The organism is Flavobacterium sp. FG68 (genome assembly GCF_057808895.1).
Genome location: NZ_JBMDIY010000016.1, coordinates 81,814 through 100,105 on the forward strand (window position 1 = coordinate 81,814; position 18,292 = coordinate 100,105).

Here is an 18,292-nt window from a genome sequence, read left to right on the forward strand (position 1 = left end):
ATTTTTGGGAATAACTTATGATTTGTGACGATTTAGTTTTAATTATTTTAGCCATTTTACCAAAGTTTCCTCGACAGTGCCTTTCATAATTGGTTTTGAAATATAATCATCCATTCCGGCAGAAATACATTTGTTGCGCTCTTCTTTTTCGGCTCCCGCAGTTACGGCAATAATTGGAATATCTTTGCCTGCAGAAGTATTTCTAATGGCTTTTGTTGTTTCGTAACCATTCATAATTGGCATTTGAATATCCATAAAAACAAGTGTTGGATTAATGCTTTCAAATTGTTTTACAGCTTCATAACCATTTTCGCATTCAAAAATAAAAGCATTGTGATACAGGTTTTTTACAATCGTTTTTAAAAGCAGCATGTTAACTTTATTGTCTTCAACAATTAAAAAACGTATGTTTTTGCTGTTTGTTTCATTATAATTTTCATCAGGAAGAGCCTGTAAGTTTTTTAATTCTGTATTGTATTTTTCGTTTATGCTTTGATTGCTGGTTTTTAAATTTAAATCGAAAAAGAAATTACTTCCTTCACCAATTTTACTTTCCAGCTGTAGTCGGCTTTCCATTAAAGCTAAAAGCTGATTTGAGATTGTTAAACCTAAACCGGTTCCGCCAAATTTTCTTGTTGTAGAGCTGTCTGCCTGGGAAAAAGCTTTAAAAATTTTCTTCTGATTTTTCTCCATAATCCCAATTCCCGTATCAATTACAGAAAATCGGATGGTCGAAAAGTTATTTTTTGATTTTGATAAAACAGAAACATTCAGTTTGATAGAACCTTCATTGGTAAATTTTACCGCGTTAGAAAGCAGATTAATCAGAATTTGTTTGATTCGCACAATATCTGTCCAGATATATTTAGGAACATCCTGATCGACATTGAGTTCCAATTGCAGGTTTTTTTGATTGGATTCAAAAACAATTAAATCGAAAACCTGACCCAATACTTTTTTAATATCATATAAATCAATAAAAAGCTCCAGTTTTCCGGCTTCAATTTTAGAAAAATCAAGAATATCATTGATAATCTCCAACAGCGAGTGCGCGGATTGATTAATGGTGGTCATGTATTTTTCCTGAATTTCTTCTAATTCAGTTTTCATCAATAAATGGGTAAAACCAATAATTCCGTTTAAAGGCGTTCTAATTTCATGCGACATATTGGCTAGAAAATCAGATTTTGATTTATTAGCTGCTTCCGCTAATTGTTTGGCTTTAATGGCGTCTTCGGTTTCTTTTTTATTGGTGATATCAAAGTAAATTCCACCCACAAATTCAATTTCATCACCTTTTTTAATAACGTCACCAAATTCTTCCACCCAAATATATTCTCCTGTTTTTCTTTTAATTCGGTAAACATTATGCAGCGGAATTCCGTTTTGAAGATTATCAATTTGATTATTAATAACTTCATCGCGGTCTTCATGATGAATCAGGGATAAAAACGAAAGGTTGTTTTCGATAAATTCTGCTTTAGAATATCCGGTTAAATTTTGAATTTCGTCGTTTAGGAAAATTTTAGTCGAAAATGCATCAAACTTCGATAAATAAACGGTTCCCGGAATATTGTTGGCGATTAATTTGAATTTTTCTTCACTTTCAATAATCTTACTTTCATTTCGGTTTCTTTCTAATGCAGATGAAATGTTATTGGCCAAAACCTGAAAGATATAAATTTCCTCTTCAGACCATTTTCGTTCTTTATTGCAATCATCAAAACCAATAAATCCGGTAAAAATATCGTTGATGTACAACGGCAGGATTAGAATTGATTTTATTTCATTATTGATCAGTAATTGTTTAAAAAACCTGTCTTCAAGCTTTCTGGTATACGTATTTACGATTCGTTTATTTTTTGCGGCTTCAAAGATTTCTTTCAAATTATCCTCGGTCATATGCCGCAAAGGTGTGATTTGATGCGGAATTCCTTTTCGCGACCATTTGTATTTTTGAACAACAGTATTGGTCGTAAAATCTCTTTCATAATAAAACATATGATCTGCTTTTGAAGCTTTTCCAATCAAATCATACGTTTCCTGAAACATTTGTTCTGTTGATTTGCTCATCAAAAATTTCTCTGTACAAAGGGAAAGTGCTGATAAAAGCTGACTTTTAAATTCTAATCGGCGTTCTGTTTCCAAACGCATCTGCATCGAAATGGCCAGCGAAACAACGTCAGAAATTGTTCTGGCATAATTGATATCTTCATTATCCCAATCTCTTTGTTCCTCTGTGCTTTCAAAACAAACAACACCGGCTAGCTGTCCGCTTAAAAAAATCGGAACATCGAGCATTGATTTAATTTTGTTTTTAGTGAAATAAAGCTTTTCAAATTCAGATGTTTCTAATTTATTAAAAACATCCGGAGCATTTATAATTGCTTTATTTTTTAAAGTCTCAAAATATATAGGATAGGATTCTTTGTTTAGAATGTTTTTGTCGTTTAAATTTTGATTGTCAACACTATATAGATTTTTGCAGCTAATTAAATCTCTGGAGTATTTCCAAAAACTTACGCGATTAGCTTGACTTACGGTCGAGGCTTCTTTTATAATATAATCGATAACCGTATTTAAGTTATTGTAAGTGCTAAAATCGGTTGTGGATAGTTTTTTAGTTGAATTATTATAGGCTTCGATTTTTTCGAGACGTCTCTTTTTTTCGTTTTCGGCATTTTTAATTTCGGTAATATCCCTTGCAATTCCTGCAAAACCAATGGTTTGATCTAAATCGTTTTTACGAATAATGATCTTTTGCGAAATCCATAATTCCTGTCCGTTTTTCTTTAAAATAGGAAGTTCAATTATGGGAAATTTATTTCCGTTACTTTCAAAATTCTCATAAAAATCAACCGCACTCATAGAGTACTTTTCATGAATGAAATTTGAATAATGTTTTTGAAGTATTTCATCTTCAGAATAACCTAAAAGCGAATATGCAAATTCATTTATAAAAGTAAAATAACCATCGGCATCAACTTCAAAAATAATATCTGTCGCCGTTTGAATTAAGTTTTTGTATTGATCCTGAACAATAATCTGCTCGGTAACATCCTGACCAATACTTATAATTAAATCCTCAGAGAATTTTTTATCTTTCCATTGTATATATCTGTATTCTCCGTTTTTAGTCTTTAATTTTCGGGTATAAATTTTATTTTCTTCATGATGTATGATAGAAATATTTTTGTTGTATTCGTCTCCTTTTGTAAGCTTCCAGAAATTAAGCCCCATAACTTCTTCGGGCTGATAACCTAAAATAGAAGTTACGGTTTCGCTGCAAAATAATATTTCACCTTTTTGATCTGTTGCAATTGTCAGTGAATTTCCTTTGTGTACAATTTCGTTTGCAAACCTGAAATTGTCCCGATTATTTTGTAAAACGGCATATTTTACCTGATTAATAATAAAAATCAGGATGCAGAAATTAATTAATAAAATAGAAGATTTTAAAGGAATTAATTGAAAAGTAACTGTTGAAAAGAGAAATATAAAAACGAGACCCACAAAAAACCAGTAAACTTTAATTGGTTTTAAAATGTTGTAAGAAAAGAAAAAGGAGATTAAAAAAACGATTATGGGAACAACATCTTCTGCCAGAAAAATGATGTTGTAACAAACGTAACTAATGTAAATAAAGAAGCAAAAAATAAAAATAAACTGAATTTTATCTCTCAGCCATTTTACTTTATCGGTTATTACATAAGCTACAAGAACAGAAAAACCAATTGAAACGTTTACGACCAATAAACTTTTTGGCCTGATTTTAAAAATTTCATTTATGATTTCGATTACAATAACTGCAATTCCAAAAAATAAAATATAAAGCTGATATTCCCTTCCTGCGGTTTCTGCTTCTTTCTTTTTTTCGATGAAATTTCCAATTTTTGCTTTTATGCGAAAAAACTGATAAACCAAAAGTCCCAAAAATCCCAGCAAAGAGAAGCCGAGAACTATAAATTTGGGATTATTATAAAAAATAATATCTGAATTGAAAACATACCAGTTTGTCATAATTGATTTCAGAGTATTACCAGAACAGGTAATACCTGAAACCAATAGATTGAAAAAACTATAGTTTTCTACCATAGATTTTGGGATATGTTTGGTTTAGTAAATAGCAATTTAAATTCTAATAATAGAGTTGGTTAAGCCCTTTGAAATTTACTAGAACTTTGTTTTTATTCAAAATCCGATTTTCCAATTGAATCAATAGAATCTGCTTGCTCTTCTTCGGTAAAAATTGAATAATAAGTAGCATATGTTACTGATGTATTGAATATAACAGTAAAAATTACTCCGATGCAGCATGCGACAAGGCCCACAAGTGAACCAAGAAATCCTATGATAAACAGAGCGAAAATTATTAATGGATTTTTACTTACGATAACAATACTTGATTTAATGGCATCTATTGCTTTTAGATTTCCAAAAATCACTAAGGGAATTGCAAAATAAGTAAAAAACGAAATCATTATTGATATTCCGCCGCCCAAAAACATGATTCCGGTACTGTCTAAAGCATACGAAATTCCAGTACTTACAATAGCTAACAGAAATGCTAAAGAGAATAATTGAAAAAAGTACGGTGCTTTATAATAGGTAAAAATTGTAGAAACATTAAACTCTTCATCTTTATCTGCGCAGTCAGCCATTTTAAGAAATCCGGCCCCAAGCGGTGCAAATATTGCGCTTACAACTGCAACAGCAACTGTTGAAAATAATTGTTCAAGGTAAGTAAGTTTTTGATTTTCGAAGTTTTTAATAAAATCTTCTGAGAGTGCTTGTATACCATAAACTACGGTGGCTAATCCCATGATTACTATAAAAGCAAGAATTGAAAACACAAGAATTATCAATCCGGAATACAAAGCTATCTTTTTGTAATTTTCAAAAGCATAAGTAAAAACAGTAGAAAAGTCTATCGAATAGCCATCTTTTTTGATGTCCTCAATTTGTTCAAGTGTAGATTTCATTTTAAAAGTAAAGTTGTTTTATATTCTTCGTCGTAATAAATTAGTTGACGTAAATATAATATTTTAAATCAATTCCGAATAAAAATCTACAAATATTACAAAATTGTTTGCCTAATTTAAAGCCAGTCTAAAATTCGTTTTATCGAAGCCAGTTTGTCTTTGTATGGCGCGTAACGCATAGGCAGATCAAGCCAGTTTGCTTTTTTAACTATTGCTTTATGATGCGAAAAAATATCAAAACTCAATTTTCCGTGATAAGCCCCAATTCCGCTGTGGCCAACACCGCCAAAAGGAAGCCTTTTATTAGAAAAATGAACTACTGTATCGTTTATGCAGCCGCCTCCAAAAGAGTAATTTGCAATTAATTTTTTAGCAAATGATTTATTTTCACTGAAAATATAAAAAGCGAGAGGTTTTTCGTACTTACTAATCACATTATGAATGTCAGCTTCGGTTTCATAAATTAAAATTGGTAAGATTGGCCCAAAGATTTCTTCCTTCATTACAGCACTATCTAAACTTGGTTCTTCAATTAAAGTAGGAGAAATGTACAATTTATCTGCATTTGTATCTCCGCCAAAAATTACCTTTTCTTTTTCAATCATTTGGTCTAAACGAACCCAGTTTTTGGTATTTACGATTCGGGCAAAATCTGGCGATTTGTCAATCTTTTTACCGTATGCTTTTACAATTTCTTCCATTAAAAAGGTGATGAAATTGACTTTCATGTTTTTTTGAATCAAAACATAATCCGGAGCAATGCAGGTTTGTCCGGCATTTATAAATTTTCCCCACACAATTCGTTTTGCCGCCAGTTTTAAATTAGCAGTTTCATCAATAACGCAAGGATTCTTTCCGCCTAATTCGAGTGTTACAGGAGTTAGGTTTTCGGCAGCGGCTTTTGCCACGATTTTCCCAACAGGAGCACTTCCGGTAAAAAAGATATAATCCCAGCGCTGTGCCAGTAATTTATTTGAAACTTCGACACCGCCTTCAAAAACTTCAACATGGCTTATATGAAATGTTTTTTCAATGATTTTAGCAATAATGGAAGAAGTATGCGGTGTAAGTTCTGATGGTTTTAAAACAACCCTGTTTCCGGCAGCAACGGCTGAAATCAACGGGCACAAAGCCAATTGAAACGGATAATTCCACGGAGCAATTACCAGAACATTTCCGTAAGGTTCTTTATAAATATAATCTGAAGAAGGAAAATTAAGAAGGGAAGGGAAGACACGTTTGGGTTTTGCCCAGGAATTAAGATTTTTGATAGTATCTTTTAATTCCGAAATAACATAATTTGTCTCGGTTACAACAGCTTCGAATTCTGGTTTTTTAAAATCATCGTACAAAGCTTTTACAATTAAATCTTCGCTTTTTTGAATGTTATATAATAACTTTTTCAGCGTTTCTTTTCTGTAACCAATGTCGTTTTTGAATTCCATTTTATGATCAGCTTGTTTTTTAGGATATGCAAGTTAATCGATAAAATTTAAAAAATTAACAATTTAATCATAAAAATCAGACGGCATTCCAAATCGTTTCATCTGGAGTTGGCGCAATGATTGTGATGTTTTCTTTTGAAACAGGATGAATAAAAACCAGTTTTCTGGCATGAAGATGAATTCCGCCGTCGGGGTTGCTTCTGTCGGCTCCATATTTTAAATCACCTTTTATTGGAGATCCAATTGCCGACAACTGCGCACGAATTTGATGATGACGCCCCGTATGAAGATTGATTTCCAGAGCAGTATAATTTTGAAGTTCTTTGATTATTTTATAATCCAGACTTGCCACTTTGCTGTCTGAAACTTCTTTTAAATGCGCTTTTGAAGTATTGTTTTTTTCGTTTCTTTTTAAATAATGAACCAATTTTGCAGTCGCTTCAACAGGTTTATTTTTCACAACAGCCCAATATGTTTTTTTAGTTTCACGATTGCTGAACAATTCGTTCATTCGTGTCAATGCTTTACTGGTTCTCGCAAAAACGACAATTCCGGTTGTAGGACGATCTAAACGGTGAATCACACCCAGGAAAACATCACATGGTTTATTGTATTTGTCTTTTATGTATTCTTTTACAACATCAGATAAAGGTTTGTCACCTGTTTTATCACCTTGTACAATATCGCCTACGCGTTTGTTAACCACAATGATATGGTTGTCTTCATGCAAGATTTGTAGATTATTTTTATCCGAAAGAATTTTCATATTAGACTTATGGAGGAATTTTAGATTTTAGATTTATGATTGTAGATTGGAAAAGTTTTGCTAAAGCCTTCAATGAAGCTTAAAAAATACCTCCAGCTAAAGCTGGAGGCAATTAAATTTTTGTGTTTTTTAAAACCTTTGAATCTTTGTCACTTTGAACCTTTGTACCAAAAAAAAGCTTAGCGTCTCAGAACCTTAGCAACTTAGCATCTTAAAAAACTAGTATTGTTCCCCAGCATTAGGGAAATCACTCGACTTAACATCAGCAGCATATTGGCCAATTGCTTTTGTCATTAATTCGTATAAGTTTAAATAACGACGCAGGAAACGAGGACTGAATTCATTGTTCATTCCTAACATATCGTGAATAACTAAAACTTGTCCGTCAACACCGCCTCCGGCACCAATTCCAATAACTGGAATCGAAATGCTTTTAGCTACTTTTTCGGCTAAATCAGCAGGGATTTTTTCCAAAACTACTGCAAAACATCCAACTTTTTCGAGCATTTTAGCATCTTCAATTAATTTTTCAGCTTCTTCTTCTTCTTTTGCACGAACGCTGTATGTTCCAAATTTATAGATAGACTGAGGTGTTAAACCCAAATGTCCCATAACCGGAATTCCTGCGTTTAATATTTTTTTGATCGATTCTTTAATTTCTTTTCCGCCTTCAAGTTTTACGGCATGTCCGCCGCTTTCTTTCATAATTCTGATAGCAGAACGCAAAGCTTCTTTAGGATCAGACTGGTAACTTCCGAAAGGTAAATCAACCACAACCAAACCTCTTTCTACAGCACGAACTACAGACGAAGCGTGATAAATCATTTGGTCTAAAGTGATTGGCAGCGTCGTTTCGTGACCCGCCATAACATTTGATGCCGAATCTCCAACCAAAATCACATCGACTCCTGCGGTATCAACAATTTTAGCCATTGTATAATCATACGCGGTAAGCATAGAGATTTTTTCTCCGTTGCTTTTCATTTCAATCAATGACTTTGTTGTGATTCTTTTATAATCTTTTTTTGCTACTGACATTTTATTTTTTTTTGAAGATGTAAAAGTATTGAATAATTATAACTTGAGAATCAGCAATAAAAGAATATTTCGACAGAAAAAAGTTTCCCGTCTTTAAATTCTAATCTAAACTGACTGTCTTCCATTATGATAGAATATTTATGTGGTGATTTTATCGAAGCATCGATATAAGTTCCATATTTTTCAATGAAAGCTTTTTCGGATATTGAATTATCTAAAACTGCATTTGGGTTTATTATAAATTTGTTGTTTTCGTTGATGAAAACTTTTACGATTTCTGCCTGGTTTTTCTTTTCATCAACAGAAACTTCCAAGTCTGGATAATAGTAGAATAAATCACTAAGATAAATTCTGCATTCGTCACCAACATTTGCTTTTTTTGTTGGTTTGCCAAATACTTTAACTAAATCATTTTGTGATAGATACAACGATTTGGTTTTAGTTCCTTTTAAACTAAATTCTGCTTTTTTGACAAAAGAAACAATTTGTTCCGATAATTTATGTTTCGCTAAACCTTTGGCTATAGCCATATTTAATTCAGTTTCAGCAAGTAATTTAGGATCATTTATCTGCTTAACAACTTCGTAGTATCTTTTGTAAGCTGGTTCTAATTTAAAATATTCACTGTTCCATGCTAGTTCAACAAGTCTTTCGCTTACCGTTTTTCGTTCGGAAACTGCATTGATATCAAGTTTATCAAAATCTTTCAATAAAGTTTCAAAATCAGGTCTTACGCCAATGAATTTTCTCAAAGTATATTTAGCATATTCTTCGTCAAAATTTCCATTAATATTAACCCAGTCTTCTTGATTTTTAGGAAGATAGTTTACAGCAACCGGATCTCCGGTAAAAAGGATTTCTTTAATTTTTGAATTTTTATCCGGCAGCGCTCTGGCTTTTAAACCTGCGACTAAAACAAATAAATGATTTCCGCCGTAATATGCATCACCGCCTTCGAGAATAGGACTTTCAGGATCTTTTATTTTGATATCTTTTGCATTTAATCTTGTAGCAACAAATTTCTCGGGGACATATCCTTCGTTAAAATTATCCGCCTGAACTTTATACCAGCCATTTTGGTTTTCTGATAATAACCGAACTGCTGCCCCATATTTAAAATAACCCAAAAAATCAGCCGAAGTACTCGCTGAAATATAAAGTCTGGTATCTGAATTAAGAAAATAACGTTCCTGTGAATGCGATAAAAAAGAAAAGCATATCGCAATTAGAAAGTAGAGTTTTTTCATGAAGTAGTTTTGAGTTTTTGCCACAGATTAAAAGGATTTTCACAGATTTTTATTTATGCAAATTTTAAAAAATAAGAAGATTTAATTTTAAATAAAATCTGCTTAAATCTGCAGGATCTGCGTGAAAAAATCATTTTAATCCTTTTAATCTGTGGCAAGCAAATATTTTTAACAATCCGCCATGTTTACCGCAATGGCAAGTCCGCCTTCTGAGGTTTCTTTGTATTTAGAATTCATGTCTTTTGCCGTTTGCCACATTGTATTAATTACTTTGTCTAACGGAACTTTTGCATTTTTAGAATCCGTTTCAAGAGCCAATTCAGCAGCATTTATGGCTTTTATCGCACCCATTGTATTTCTTTCGATACACGGAATTTGAACTAAACCACCAATTGGGTCACAGGTTAAACCTAAATGATGTTCCATTGCAATTTCTGCCGCCATTAAAACCTGAGCAGGAGTTCCGCCCATTAATTCACAAAGCGCTGCCGCTGCCATCGATGACGAAACGCCAATCTCTGCCTGACAACCACCCATTGCAGCAGAAATTGTAGAGCCTTTTTTAAAGATACTTCCAATTTCTCCGGCAACCATCAAAAATTGTTTGATTTCTTTTTCGCCTGCATCATGATTTTCAATAACCAGATAATACATTAAAACAGCCGGAATAACACCAGCACTTCCGTTTGTTGGAGCTGTAACAACTCGGCCTAACGAAGCATTTACTTCATTTACGGCTAATGCAAAACAGCTTACCCATTTTAAAATCTGACGAAATTTCACCTCCGTTTTTCTGATTTCTTCCAGCCATGATTGCGGATTAGTATAATTGGAAAGTCCAATTAAATTTTGGTGCATATCAAAAGCTCTTCTGCGAACATGCAAACCGCCCGGAAGGATTCCTCCGGTATGACAGCCAATGTACATGCATTCCAGCATTGTATTCCAAATACGCATTAATTCGGAATGAATTACTTCTTCAGAGCGCATTGATTTTTCATTTTCATAAACAATCTCAGAAATCGATTTGTTTTCAGAAACGGTATAATTTAAAAGCTCAACCGCATTTTGAATCGGAAACGGAAAAGCACATTTTATAACTTCTTTGATTTTGGCATTTTCGCGTTCTTCTTTTACCACAAAGCCGCCGCCAATAGAATAAAAAGTAGATTCGTATTCAGAATCGTCATTTTTATAAGCCGTGAATTTTAATCCATTTGCATGGAAAGGAAGAAAGTCTTTATTGAAAACAATATCCTGCAGGAAATAAAACGGAATTTTATATTCATTTGCGAGATTGATTTCGTTTGTATCTTCAATGGTTTTAATGATTCCGGCAATATTCTCGACTGGAATATATTCAGGATCCTGACCACTTAGACCCAGCATAACAGATAAATCGGTAGCGTGGCCTTTTCCAGTTAAGGAAAGAGAACCGTACAAATCGACTTTTACACGTTTAACCTGATCTAAAATTGATTCATTTTTTAGCTCTTCTAAAAAACGTTCAGCGGCTCTCCACGGACCTAAAGTATGTGAGCTAGAAGGGCCAACGCCAATTTTAAGCATATCAAAAACAGAGATACATTCTTCCATTGTGCAATTTTTGTTAAGACAAAGATAATTGAATAATGCAATGAAGAATTAATTTTGAATGTTAATCTTGCGTATTTGTTAAAAAAAATATTAAATTTTATTAATTCGGCAACGAAATAAATTTAATTCCTTAATATGTGGTTTTCGTAAAAAGTTCACCTTTTTTAGGTATTTTTGTAAAGATGCAACTATCAAAATCTGCTGTTTCTTTTAATTGCCCAAAATTGAAAATTAGCCGAAACTGTAGATGATTTCGTTTTAATTCTACCAATGTCTTTTTACGAAAATTTAGAATACCATAAAAAGATAAAATTATATTATGATAGAATTTTTCAAGCATTTTTTACACGAATTTGAATTACCTCTCAGCAATCCAGTATTGATTTTCTCTTTAATACTTTTCATTATTCTGCTGTCTCCCATTTTACTTAAAAAAATAAATATTCCGGGAATTATCGGTTTAATTATTTCGGGTGTTATTATTGGCCCTCACGGACTTAATATTCTGGCTAAAAACTCTGCGGTCGATTTATTTTCGACAATCGGGCTTTTGTACATTATGTTTATTGCGGGTCTGGAATTGGATATGAATGAGTTTAAAGCGAACCGAAACAAGAGTTTATTGTTCGGATTTTTTACGTTTATTCTTCCGCTTTCAATAGGTTTTCCGGTTTGTTTTTATTTACTGCAATACGATTTCAATGCCAGTTTTTTAACGGCTAGTATGTTTGCAACACATACTTTGGTAGCATATCCTATTGTGAGCAAACTCGGTATCGCAAAAAACCAGGCTGTTGCTATTACCGTTGGCGGAACTATTTTAACAGATACTGCCGTTTTGATTATTCTGGCCGTAATTATGGGAAGCAGTCAGGGAAGTTTAAATCAGGCTTTTTGGATCAAATTAGGCGTTTCATTGGCGATTTTCTCTGCCATAATGTTTTTATTGATTCCGAGAATTGCCAAATGGTTTTTCAAAAAACTGGAAAGTGAAAAACACGCCCATTATATTTTTGTTCTTTCTGTAGTTTTCTTTGCCGCCTTTTTGGCCGAAGTAGCAGGAGTAGAGCCTATTATTGGTGCTTTCGTTGCCGGTTTAGCCTTAAATCCTTTAATTCCGCAATCGTCGGCTTTGATGAACAGAATTGAATTTATAGGGAACTCTTTATTTATCCCGTTTTTCCTGATTTCTGTTGGGATGCTGGTTGATATCAGCGTGATTTTAAGCGGGCCAACGGCTTTAATTGTTGCGGGAACTTTGAGTGTTGTGGCTATTTTTGGAAAATGGATCGCAGCCTTTTTTACACAGGTTGTTTTTAAATACAGTAAAACCGAAAGACAGCTTATTTTTGGTTTGAGCAGTGCGCACGCCGCAGCAACTCTGGCCGTAATTTTAGTGGGTTTTAAAGCAAAAATCCTGGATGAAAATATCTTAAACGGAACTATTATTTTAATTCTGATTACTTGTATTGTGGCTTCTTTTGCAACCGAAAAAGCGGCTAAGAAAATAGCGATCTGCGAAGAAGAAATTTCACATTCAGACACAGATAAAGATCAAATTTTAGACGAACATATTTTAATTCCGTTAGCAAAAACTTCGGCAGCAGCCAGTTTACTTGATTTTGCACTTTTAATAAAAGATAAAAAATCTTCGAATCCAATTACGCTTTTAACGATTGTACCCAATAACGATCAGGCTGAAAAGAACATTTTAAAATACCGAAAAGCAGTTGACAAATTTGTAATTCAAGGTTCGGCATCTGAAGTGAAAATAAATACGATTGCCAGAATTGACCACAATCCGGCGAGTGGAATTGCAAGAACTTCTAAAGAAATAATGTCGGATATTGTGATTGTAGGATGGCCAAAGAAAACAGGTTTCTTAGATAAGATTTTTGGAGAAAATGTAGATTCAATTATAAACAATGTTGACAAAAGCTTGTTTATCAGCAGATTTCAAAAAACATTTATTGAAGATAAGAGACTGGTATTTATTTGTCCGCCATTTTCAGAAAGAGGAATTGGATTTCAGCTTTTATTACAAAAAATATGCAGGTTGTCGCAAGAACTAAGTATTCCGATTGTAGTTCATGCCGAATATAAAACGCATCAAACCATTCAACAGATTGCGAATAATCTCCGTTTGAATGCTAAATTGGGTTTTAAAAGTGTAATAGAATGGGATGATTTTGAATCAATTTCAGATGAGATTCGTGAAACTGATTTAATTGTTTTCAACTTATCGCGAAAAGGTTCTGTTTCGTATCATTCTATCTTTGACAGACTTCCGCAAAAATTCGAAAAATTCTTCAGCAATAATAATATCATTCTGGTTTATCCGCAGGACGATCGTAAAATTAGTTCTATGGATGCCTATGAAGATTTTACTGCATCGCCATTAACCAAAAGTCTGGAAGCTATTGAACAGATTGGCCGCGGTTTAGGAAGTATTTTGAAGAAGGGTTAGATTTAAATAATTATAAGCCATTAAATGATACCAAAGTTTCCGTTAATTGTACTGACATTTTTAACTTTTGCAGCGACTGCACAAAACAAAATGAAAAAAGCCGAAGAACTTATTGATAAAGCAGATCCGGGCTGGACTCTTGTAGAAGATTGGATTAAAACAGCAACAAATAAAGTGGAGGTTTTACCGGTTGATGCTGTAAAAGCAAAAGACGCTTTGTACAAAACTCAGGTGACAACCCGCTCGACAATGGGAGCAGTTATTTTTAATACTGGCGGTATTTTAATTGATGATGGCTGGATTAGGATTTTAGGTTCGGGGAGTTCAAAATTTAATCGGTCGCTGCCAGATTGGAATAAAGGAAAAACATTTAATGAGTTTGGAGAAACACCCGCTTTTTTATTAATTGCCGACGATGCAATTGGCGGTTTTTATTTTTTAAATGGAGGAGGATTAGGAACTGATGTTGGGAAAATTTATTATTTTTCTCCTGATAATCTGGAGTTTGAACAGCTTGATATTACCTATTCTGAATTTTTAGGATTTTGTTTTAGCAATAATTTGGATAAGTTTTATGAAGGCAACAGATGGAATGGATGGAGAACAGAAGTGTCTAAATTAAAAGGCGACGAAGTGTTCAATTTTTATCCGTTTCTATGGACAGCTGAAGGAAGTGATATTAATAAAAATTCGCGAAAAATAATTCCAATTCAGGAGCAGTATAGTTTGAATTTAGATTTACGAAAACAGCTTGGTTTTGATAAGTAAAAGTTAATTAATTAAAGATTGGAAGTAATTGAACAGATTGGGGCTGGTTTGGGAAGTATTTTGAAGAAGAGATAATTGTAGCAAAAAGCAGCTGAAATTAATTTAGAAATTCGTGTTGAAAAATGAGAAAAAAGCAAGATTTGAGATTTACGCTAAATCGTTTATATAATTGTAGAGATCTTGAAATTTCTAATTTATGGCAAAGATCAGTGTTTCTTTCTGTGTTTTTAATTTTATGTTTTACCGCATATGGGTATTTAGCATTAGAACTTGTAAATAAATTAGTAGATTCAAAAAGTTCAGTTTTTGATAAATTATTATTAAGTACTATTTGTCTTTTCATAACTATTGTAGGTACAACATTTTCATTGGTTTGGATTTTAATGGCAAAAGGTTCTAAGGCTTGGTATGAAGTCTATGAAACGGCTATACACAAATTTGAGAATACTCATTTTAAAAAATTGAAATTGCCATATGATAATATTATGGGTAACATGGGGCTTGATAATGATGATAAAAATGGGAATATCTTTTCTACAAAAGCTGGAGGTTATTCTACATCAAGGATTAATATAGCTATTGGTCAAGTGACATTGATACTATGGTTAATTTTATCAATGAGTCATTTGGTTTTTAATTTCTTTTTTTGTGAAAGATTTGATAAGTATTATTTAATTAATATTGCTTTAATTATATTAGTTATTATAATTTCTTATGTTATTATTTCTAGTAAATATTTGAAAAGTACTTTTTTATAATCTTATTTAGTTATTATTAAATGTCAGTGTAGATGAATCACAACATAAAATCAATCCGACCATTTATTGGTTCTAAAGATTTCGAAGTTTCGAGAAGTTTTTATCACGATTTAGGTTTTGAAGAAGTAGTTTTAGAATCTAATTTTTCTGTTTTTAAATCAGGAGAAACTGCTTTTTATCTACAAGATTATTATGATAAAAGCTGGATTGAAAATACCATGATTTTTCTTGAAGTTGATGATGCAGATCGTTATTATAAGGAACTTTTAGAATTAAACTTAACTGAAAAATATGGCGTAAAACTAACACCAACCCGCCATTTAGACTGGGGAAGTGAATGTTTTCTCCACGATTCGGCTGGGGTTCTATGGCATTTTGGAACTTTTAAAAAATAAGTTTGCCACAAATTCCACGAATTTTCACTAATTTTTTATTTTTAATTCGTGAAAATTAGTGTAATTCGTGGCAAAAAAAATCACAACACAAAATCCTTCAAATGAATTGTATTTTCTTTTCTCTGATACCAATCATTAAAAACTAATTCGAGTTTATCGGCTGTGAATTCTCCAAAATTGTAATCCCGAAATTGCTCAACAACTTCAATTAATTTTTTAGGGTTTTGAAGTTTTTCTGTAAAACGCATTACTGTAGAATGCGCTGTAGCAATTGAATACCGACTGTCGATGCTTTGTTCTAAAGTTGAATTTCGAAAATTCTCACGAAGTTTATTTCTTAAATTATTCAAAGTTTCATCCGAAGGAAAACCCTGAATCATTATTGCAGAATTTGAAGCTGTAACACCTCGAAATTTGATTTTGATCTTACCTAAATCTTCTAAGCTTTTTTCAATGATTTTAATATAATCTTCAATATTAATTTTATTCAAATTAAAACCTTCATAACACGAGATAATCGACATTAACGTAATATGAATATCAGAATCAGGATAATAATATTGGTTGGGTTCAACTGCTTTTAATTCTTCTAAAAATAACTGAATATTGATTTTTATTTTTTCGCTGGGGCGGAGGAGAAGCGTAATACCAAATCGGGAATCTGAAGGATCATTTATTTTAGAATCTAAGCTGTAATTTTGCTTTAAAATGGATTCAGAAGAAGTTTTATAAAGTTGATTGTAATGTTCTGCTAAATTCATTTTGGTTATTTCTTTTTCGCTTTCTCCAGATTTTCTTTCACTCTAAATTTTACAATTTTAGTAATTAAATCATACGGCATTTTTTCTTTTAAAGGAAATTGAACAGAACCCTTTCCAGATTTATATTTAGAAAGTTCTTCGGCAAAAGCTTCGTGACCGCTTGGCAAAGCATACAATCCAATATGATTTTTAAAAGCCGCAAAATAAACCACGATTCCATTTTGCTCAAATGCCGGCATCGAATAACTGATTTTTTCTTTGGCATCAGGCGCTGCTTTCTGAATAGTCATTCTAACTTTCTCTAAAATTTCCTGAACATCATTAGGGAATCCGCCAATGTATTCGTCGATATTTTCGGGTTTCTTAGTATCCATAATTTTTAGTTTTTTTTGTTTCATGTTTCAAGTTTCAGGTTGCTGTAGAGAACTTGAAACTAAAGAAACTTGAAACGTGAAACTTTTCTATGCCAATCCTTTTGGGAATCTGTCTAAAACTAAATTTAGCTGTAATTGATGCTCCAAAAACGCTTTTGCTCCGGCTACAACTAACGTAAAACCTTCGGTAGAATTGCGAACCTGATCGATTATTTTATCTGAATCTCCCTTTAAACCTGAATTTATTATACTTACAAAAGTTTCATTTTCATTTAATGGTGTAAAAATCCATTCTACCAAAGTCGTTTCATCTGGATTTCCCCATTCAATAACAATCTTTTTATTTTCCTGTAAAACTAATGTCGTAACCGAAAGCGAAAAACCATACATTTCCCAAGTCCATTCCGTTTTGTTACCTTCTTCTAATTTTCCGGAACCTTTTGTAAACCAAAATTTACTGGTAATTTCCGGATCAATAAAAGCCTGAAAAACTTCTGAAACAGGTTTTCTAATCAGCATTTCGGCTTTTGCAAATTTGTTGTTTTCTGGTTTCATGATTGATAAGTAAAATGTGAGAGATGAAAATGAGTTGATTTTTGGACTTCTAATTTAAGAAAGAAATTCCAAAAAAGGGAATAAAAAAATCCACACAAGCTTTAACTCATGTGGATTATAATTTTATATGTGAGAAGTAAAATTCCAAATTCTAAATCTGCAATCTAAAATCTAAAATCTGCAATTTACTCTCTAATCGTAGTTTTATCATGAAGTGCAATCTCTGCAATTTCATCTTTACGTTTAAAACTTACACCTTGATGCTGCTGCATATATTTAATCAAATCACTTGTTGCTTTTACCATTTGCGGAGTTCCGCCAATACGATCATGAAAACTAATTGACATTTGTCGGCGTTGTGTTTCGCTTTCGGCATATAATTGGTCAAATTCCAGTTTTGCTTGCTGTAAAAACTGATCTGCCGAAAAGTTTTTCCCTTCAATCAAAACAATATCATTGCATCGAATAGTATACGGAACAACGGCAAAATCTTTGTTTTTTACCTGAATGATAAAAGGTTCATCGCGGCTAAGATCATCAATATGATATTTGAATCCTAATTCCTGCAGAATCTCAAGTGTATTTTGTCCTCGGCGTAACCAGTTTGCATTATAACCAACCGGAGTAAAACCGGTAACTTTTTTTATGGCGTCGACACCATCTTTTATAAACTTTTTTTCCTCTTCATAAGGCATGGTGTATTGCGTGCTCCAACTCATTCCGTGTGCAGCGGCTTCGTGGCCTCTTTGTACAATTTCTTTGGCTAATTCAGGATTTTTTAAAACCGCAGTTCCAACCATGTGCGACGTTACTTTTACACCTAGTTTATCCCAATTGTCGAGCATACGCGGAACGCCTTCTTTATATCCATATTCGTACCAGGTTGCCGCAGGAAGATCAATAAAACCTTTTTGTATATTTTGAGGAAATGGACTTTCTGCATTTTGAGGTTGTCCTCCAGCTTCAAACTGCATTGAAATCGAAACCACTAATCTTGAACCGTCTGCCCATTTTGTTTTTTGAGGAGAGAAAATTGGAGTATTTTTTGAAACTTCAGAAAAAGTTTCAATAGGATTTATCATTCCCACCATTCCTATTATTCCCGTTTGTCTAATAAAATTTCTTCTTGAACTCATACTA

At 32.8% G+C, this 18,292-nt stretch carries 15 protein-coding genes; 4 read left to right on the forward strand and 11 right to left on the reverse strand.

The genetic code is table 11. From position 1 onward, the window contains the following. Positions 1 to 42: 42 nt before the first annotated feature. From ACODSB_RS12050 to ACODSB_RS12080, 7 genes are all read right to left on the reverse strand, one after another. Positions 43 to 4,095, reverse strand: a complete 4,053-nt coding sequence (locus tag ACODSB_RS12050) for a PAS domain S-box protein (RefSeq protein WP_488937221.1) — start codon at positions 4,093 to 4,095, stop codon at positions 43 to 45. A gap of 92 nt (positions 4,096 to 4,187) precedes the next feature. Further along, positions 4,188 to 4,982: a hypothetical protein gene (locus tag ACODSB_RS12055; RefSeq protein ID WP_488937222.1), complete on the reverse strand. Its 795-nt coding sequence runs from the start codon at positions 4,980 to 4,982 to the stop codon at positions 4,188 to 4,190. A 116-nt stretch (positions 4,983 to 5,098) separates the two neighbouring features. Beyond that, positions 5,099 to 6,427, reverse strand: a complete 1,329-nt coding sequence (locus ACODSB_RS12060) for an aldehyde dehydrogenase (RefSeq protein WP_488937223.1) — start codon at positions 6,425 to 6,427, stop codon at positions 5,099 to 5,101. A 76-nt stretch (positions 6,428 to 6,503) separates the two neighbouring features. Continuing rightward, positions 6,504 to 7,193 carry an RluA family pseudouridine synthase gene (locus tag ACODSB_RS12065; protein ID WP_488937224.1) on the reverse strand — a complete coding sequence of 230 codons (690 nt, stop codon included), beginning with the start codon at positions 7,191 to 7,193 and terminating at the stop codon, positions 6,504 to 6,506. A gap of 219 nt (positions 7,194 to 7,412) precedes the next feature. Beyond that, complete coding sequence (panB, locus tag ACODSB_RS12070; RefSeq protein ID WP_053471752.1) at positions 7,413 to 8,231, reverse strand: 3-methyl-2-oxobutanoate hydroxymethyltransferase; 819 nt, start codon at positions 8,229 to 8,231, stop codon at positions 7,413 to 7,415. A 50-nt stretch (positions 8,232 to 8,281) separates the two neighbouring features. Next, positions 8,282 to 9,478 (reverse strand): SH3 domain-containing protein, encoded by a 1,197-nt coding sequence (locus ACODSB_RS12075; protein WP_488937225.1) that lies wholly within the window; start codon positions 9,476 to 9,478, stop codon positions 8,282 to 8,284. A gap of 168 nt (positions 9,479 to 9,646) precedes the next feature. Next, positions 9,647 to 11,074 (reverse strand): L-serine ammonia-lyase, encoded by a 1,428-nt coding sequence (locus ACODSB_RS12080; RefSeq protein ID WP_488937226.1) that lies wholly within the window; start codon positions 11,072 to 11,074, stop codon positions 9,647 to 9,649. A gap of 319 nt (positions 11,075 to 11,393) precedes the next feature. Here ACODSB_RS12080 and ACODSB_RS12085 point away from each other — a divergent pair, with 319 nt between their 5' ends. The 4 genes from ACODSB_RS12085 (at position 11,394) to ACODSB_RS12100 (ending at position 15,462) form a co-directional block, all read left to right on the forward strand. Continuing rightward, positions 11,394 to 13,541, forward strand: coding sequence for a cation:proton antiporter (locus tag ACODSB_RS12085; RefSeq protein WP_488937227.1), 2,148 nt, complete (start codon positions 11,394 to 11,396; stop codon positions 13,539 to 13,541). Positions 13,542 to 13,565: 24 nt separating this feature from the next. Next, a complete protein-coding gene (locus tag ACODSB_RS12090; protein WP_488937228.1) occupies positions 13,566 to 14,309 on the forward strand; it encodes a DUF2625 domain-containing protein in 744 nt (247 codons plus the stop codon). Positions 14,310 to 14,431: 122 nt separating this feature from the next. Further along, positions 14,432 to 15,067, forward strand: a complete 636-nt coding sequence (locus tag ACODSB_RS12095) for a RipA family octameric membrane protein (protein ID WP_488937229.1) — start codon at positions 14,432 to 14,434, stop codon at positions 15,065 to 15,067. A 32-nt stretch (positions 15,068 to 15,099) separates the two neighbouring features. Beyond that, complete coding sequence (locus ACODSB_RS12100; RefSeq protein WP_488937230.1) at positions 15,100 to 15,462, forward strand: VOC family protein; 363 nt, start codon at positions 15,100 to 15,102, stop codon at positions 15,460 to 15,462. Positions 15,463 to 15,542: 80 nt separating this feature from the next. Here the strand turns inward: ACODSB_RS12100 and ACODSB_RS12105 are convergent, their stop codons facing one another. The 4 genes from ACODSB_RS12105 to ACODSB_RS12120 all read right to left on the reverse strand — a co-directional run bounded on the left by ACODSB_RS12105 (position 15,543) and on the right by ACODSB_RS12120 (position 18,288). Next, a complete protein-coding gene (locus tag ACODSB_RS12105) occupies positions 15,543 to 16,223 on the reverse strand; it encodes a 2'-5' RNA ligase family protein (RefSeq protein WP_488937231.1) in 681 nt (226 codons plus the stop codon). A gap of 5 nt (positions 16,224 to 16,228) precedes the next feature. After that, positions 16,229 to 16,597, reverse strand: coding sequence for an iron chaperone (locus tag ACODSB_RS12110; RefSeq protein ID WP_256635574.1), 369 nt, complete (start codon positions 16,595 to 16,597; stop codon positions 16,229 to 16,231). 87 nt (positions 16,598 to 16,684) lie between these two features. Further along, on the reverse strand, positions 16,685 to 17,152 hold the full coding sequence (locus ACODSB_RS12115; RefSeq protein ID WP_488937232.1) for an SRPBCC family protein: 468 nt from the start codon (positions 17,150 to 17,152) through the stop codon (positions 16,685 to 16,687). Positions 17,153 to 17,337: 185 nt separating this feature from the next. After that, a complete protein-coding gene (locus ACODSB_RS12120; protein ID WP_488937233.1) occupies positions 17,338 to 18,288 on the reverse strand; it encodes a polysaccharide deacetylase family protein in 951 nt (316 codons plus the stop codon). Between the last annotated feature and the right edge of the window lie 4 nt (positions 18,289 to 18,292).

What these genes read in the sequence shown, in the direction of transcription:
- ACODSB_RS12050 (WP_488937221.1), bottom strand. Translation starts at nt 4,095, where the DNA reads ATGGTAGAAAACTATAGTTTTTTCAATCTATTGGTTTCAGGTATTACC.
- ACODSB_RS12055 (WP_488937222.1), bottom strand. Translation starts at nt 4,982, where the DNA reads ATGAAATCTACACTTGAACAAATTGAGGACATCAAAAAAGATGGCTAT.
- ACODSB_RS12060 (WP_488937223.1), bottom strand. Translation starts at nt 6,427, where the DNA reads ATGGAATTCAAAAACGACATTGGTTACAGAAAAGAAACGCTGAAAAAG.
- ACODSB_RS12065 (WP_488937224.1), bottom strand. Translation starts at nt 7,193, where the DNA reads ATGAAAATTCTTTCGGATAAAAATAATCTACAAATCTTGCATGAAGAC.
- panB (WP_053471752.1), bottom strand. Translation starts at nt 8,231, where the DNA reads ATGTCAGTAGCAAAAAAAGATTATAAAAGAATCACAACAAAGTCATTG.
- ACODSB_RS12075 (WP_488937225.1), bottom strand. Translation starts at nt 9,478, where the DNA reads ATGAAAAAACTCTACTTTCTAATTGCGATATGCTTTTCTTTTTTATCG.
- ACODSB_RS12080 (WP_488937226.1), bottom strand. Translation starts at nt 11,074, where the DNA reads ATGGAAGAATGTATCTCTGTTTTTGATATGCTTAAAATTGGCGTTGGC.
- ACODSB_RS12085 (WP_488937227.1), top strand. Translation starts at nt 11,394, where the DNA reads ATGATAGAATTTTTCAAGCATTTTTTACACGAATTTGAATTACCTCTC.
- ACODSB_RS12090 (WP_488937228.1), top strand. Translation starts at nt 13,566, where the DNA reads ATGATACCAAAGTTTCCGTTAATTGTACTGACATTTTTAACTTTTGCA.
- ACODSB_RS12095 (WP_488937229.1), top strand. Translation starts at nt 14,432, where the DNA reads ATGAGAAAAAAGCAAGATTTGAGATTTACGCTAAATCGTTTATATAAT.
- ACODSB_RS12100 (WP_488937230.1), top strand. Translation starts at nt 15,100, where the DNA reads ATGAATCACAACATAAAATCAATCCGACCATTTATTGGTTCTAAAGAT.
- ACODSB_RS12105 (WP_488937231.1), bottom strand. Translation starts at nt 16,223, where the DNA reads ATGAATTTAGCAGAACATTACAATCAACTTTATAAAACTTCTTCTGAA.
- ACODSB_RS12110 (WP_256635574.1), bottom strand. Translation starts at nt 16,597, where the DNA reads ATGGATACTAAGAAACCCGAAAATATCGACGAATACATTGGCGGATTC.
- ACODSB_RS12115 (WP_488937232.1), bottom strand. Translation starts at nt 17,152, where the DNA reads ATGAAACCAGAAAACAACAAATTTGCAAAAGCCGAAATGCTGATTAGA.
- ACODSB_RS12120 (WP_488937233.1), bottom strand. Translation starts at nt 18,288, where the DNA reads ATGAGTTCAAGAAGAAATTTTATTAGACAAACGGGAATAATAGGAATG.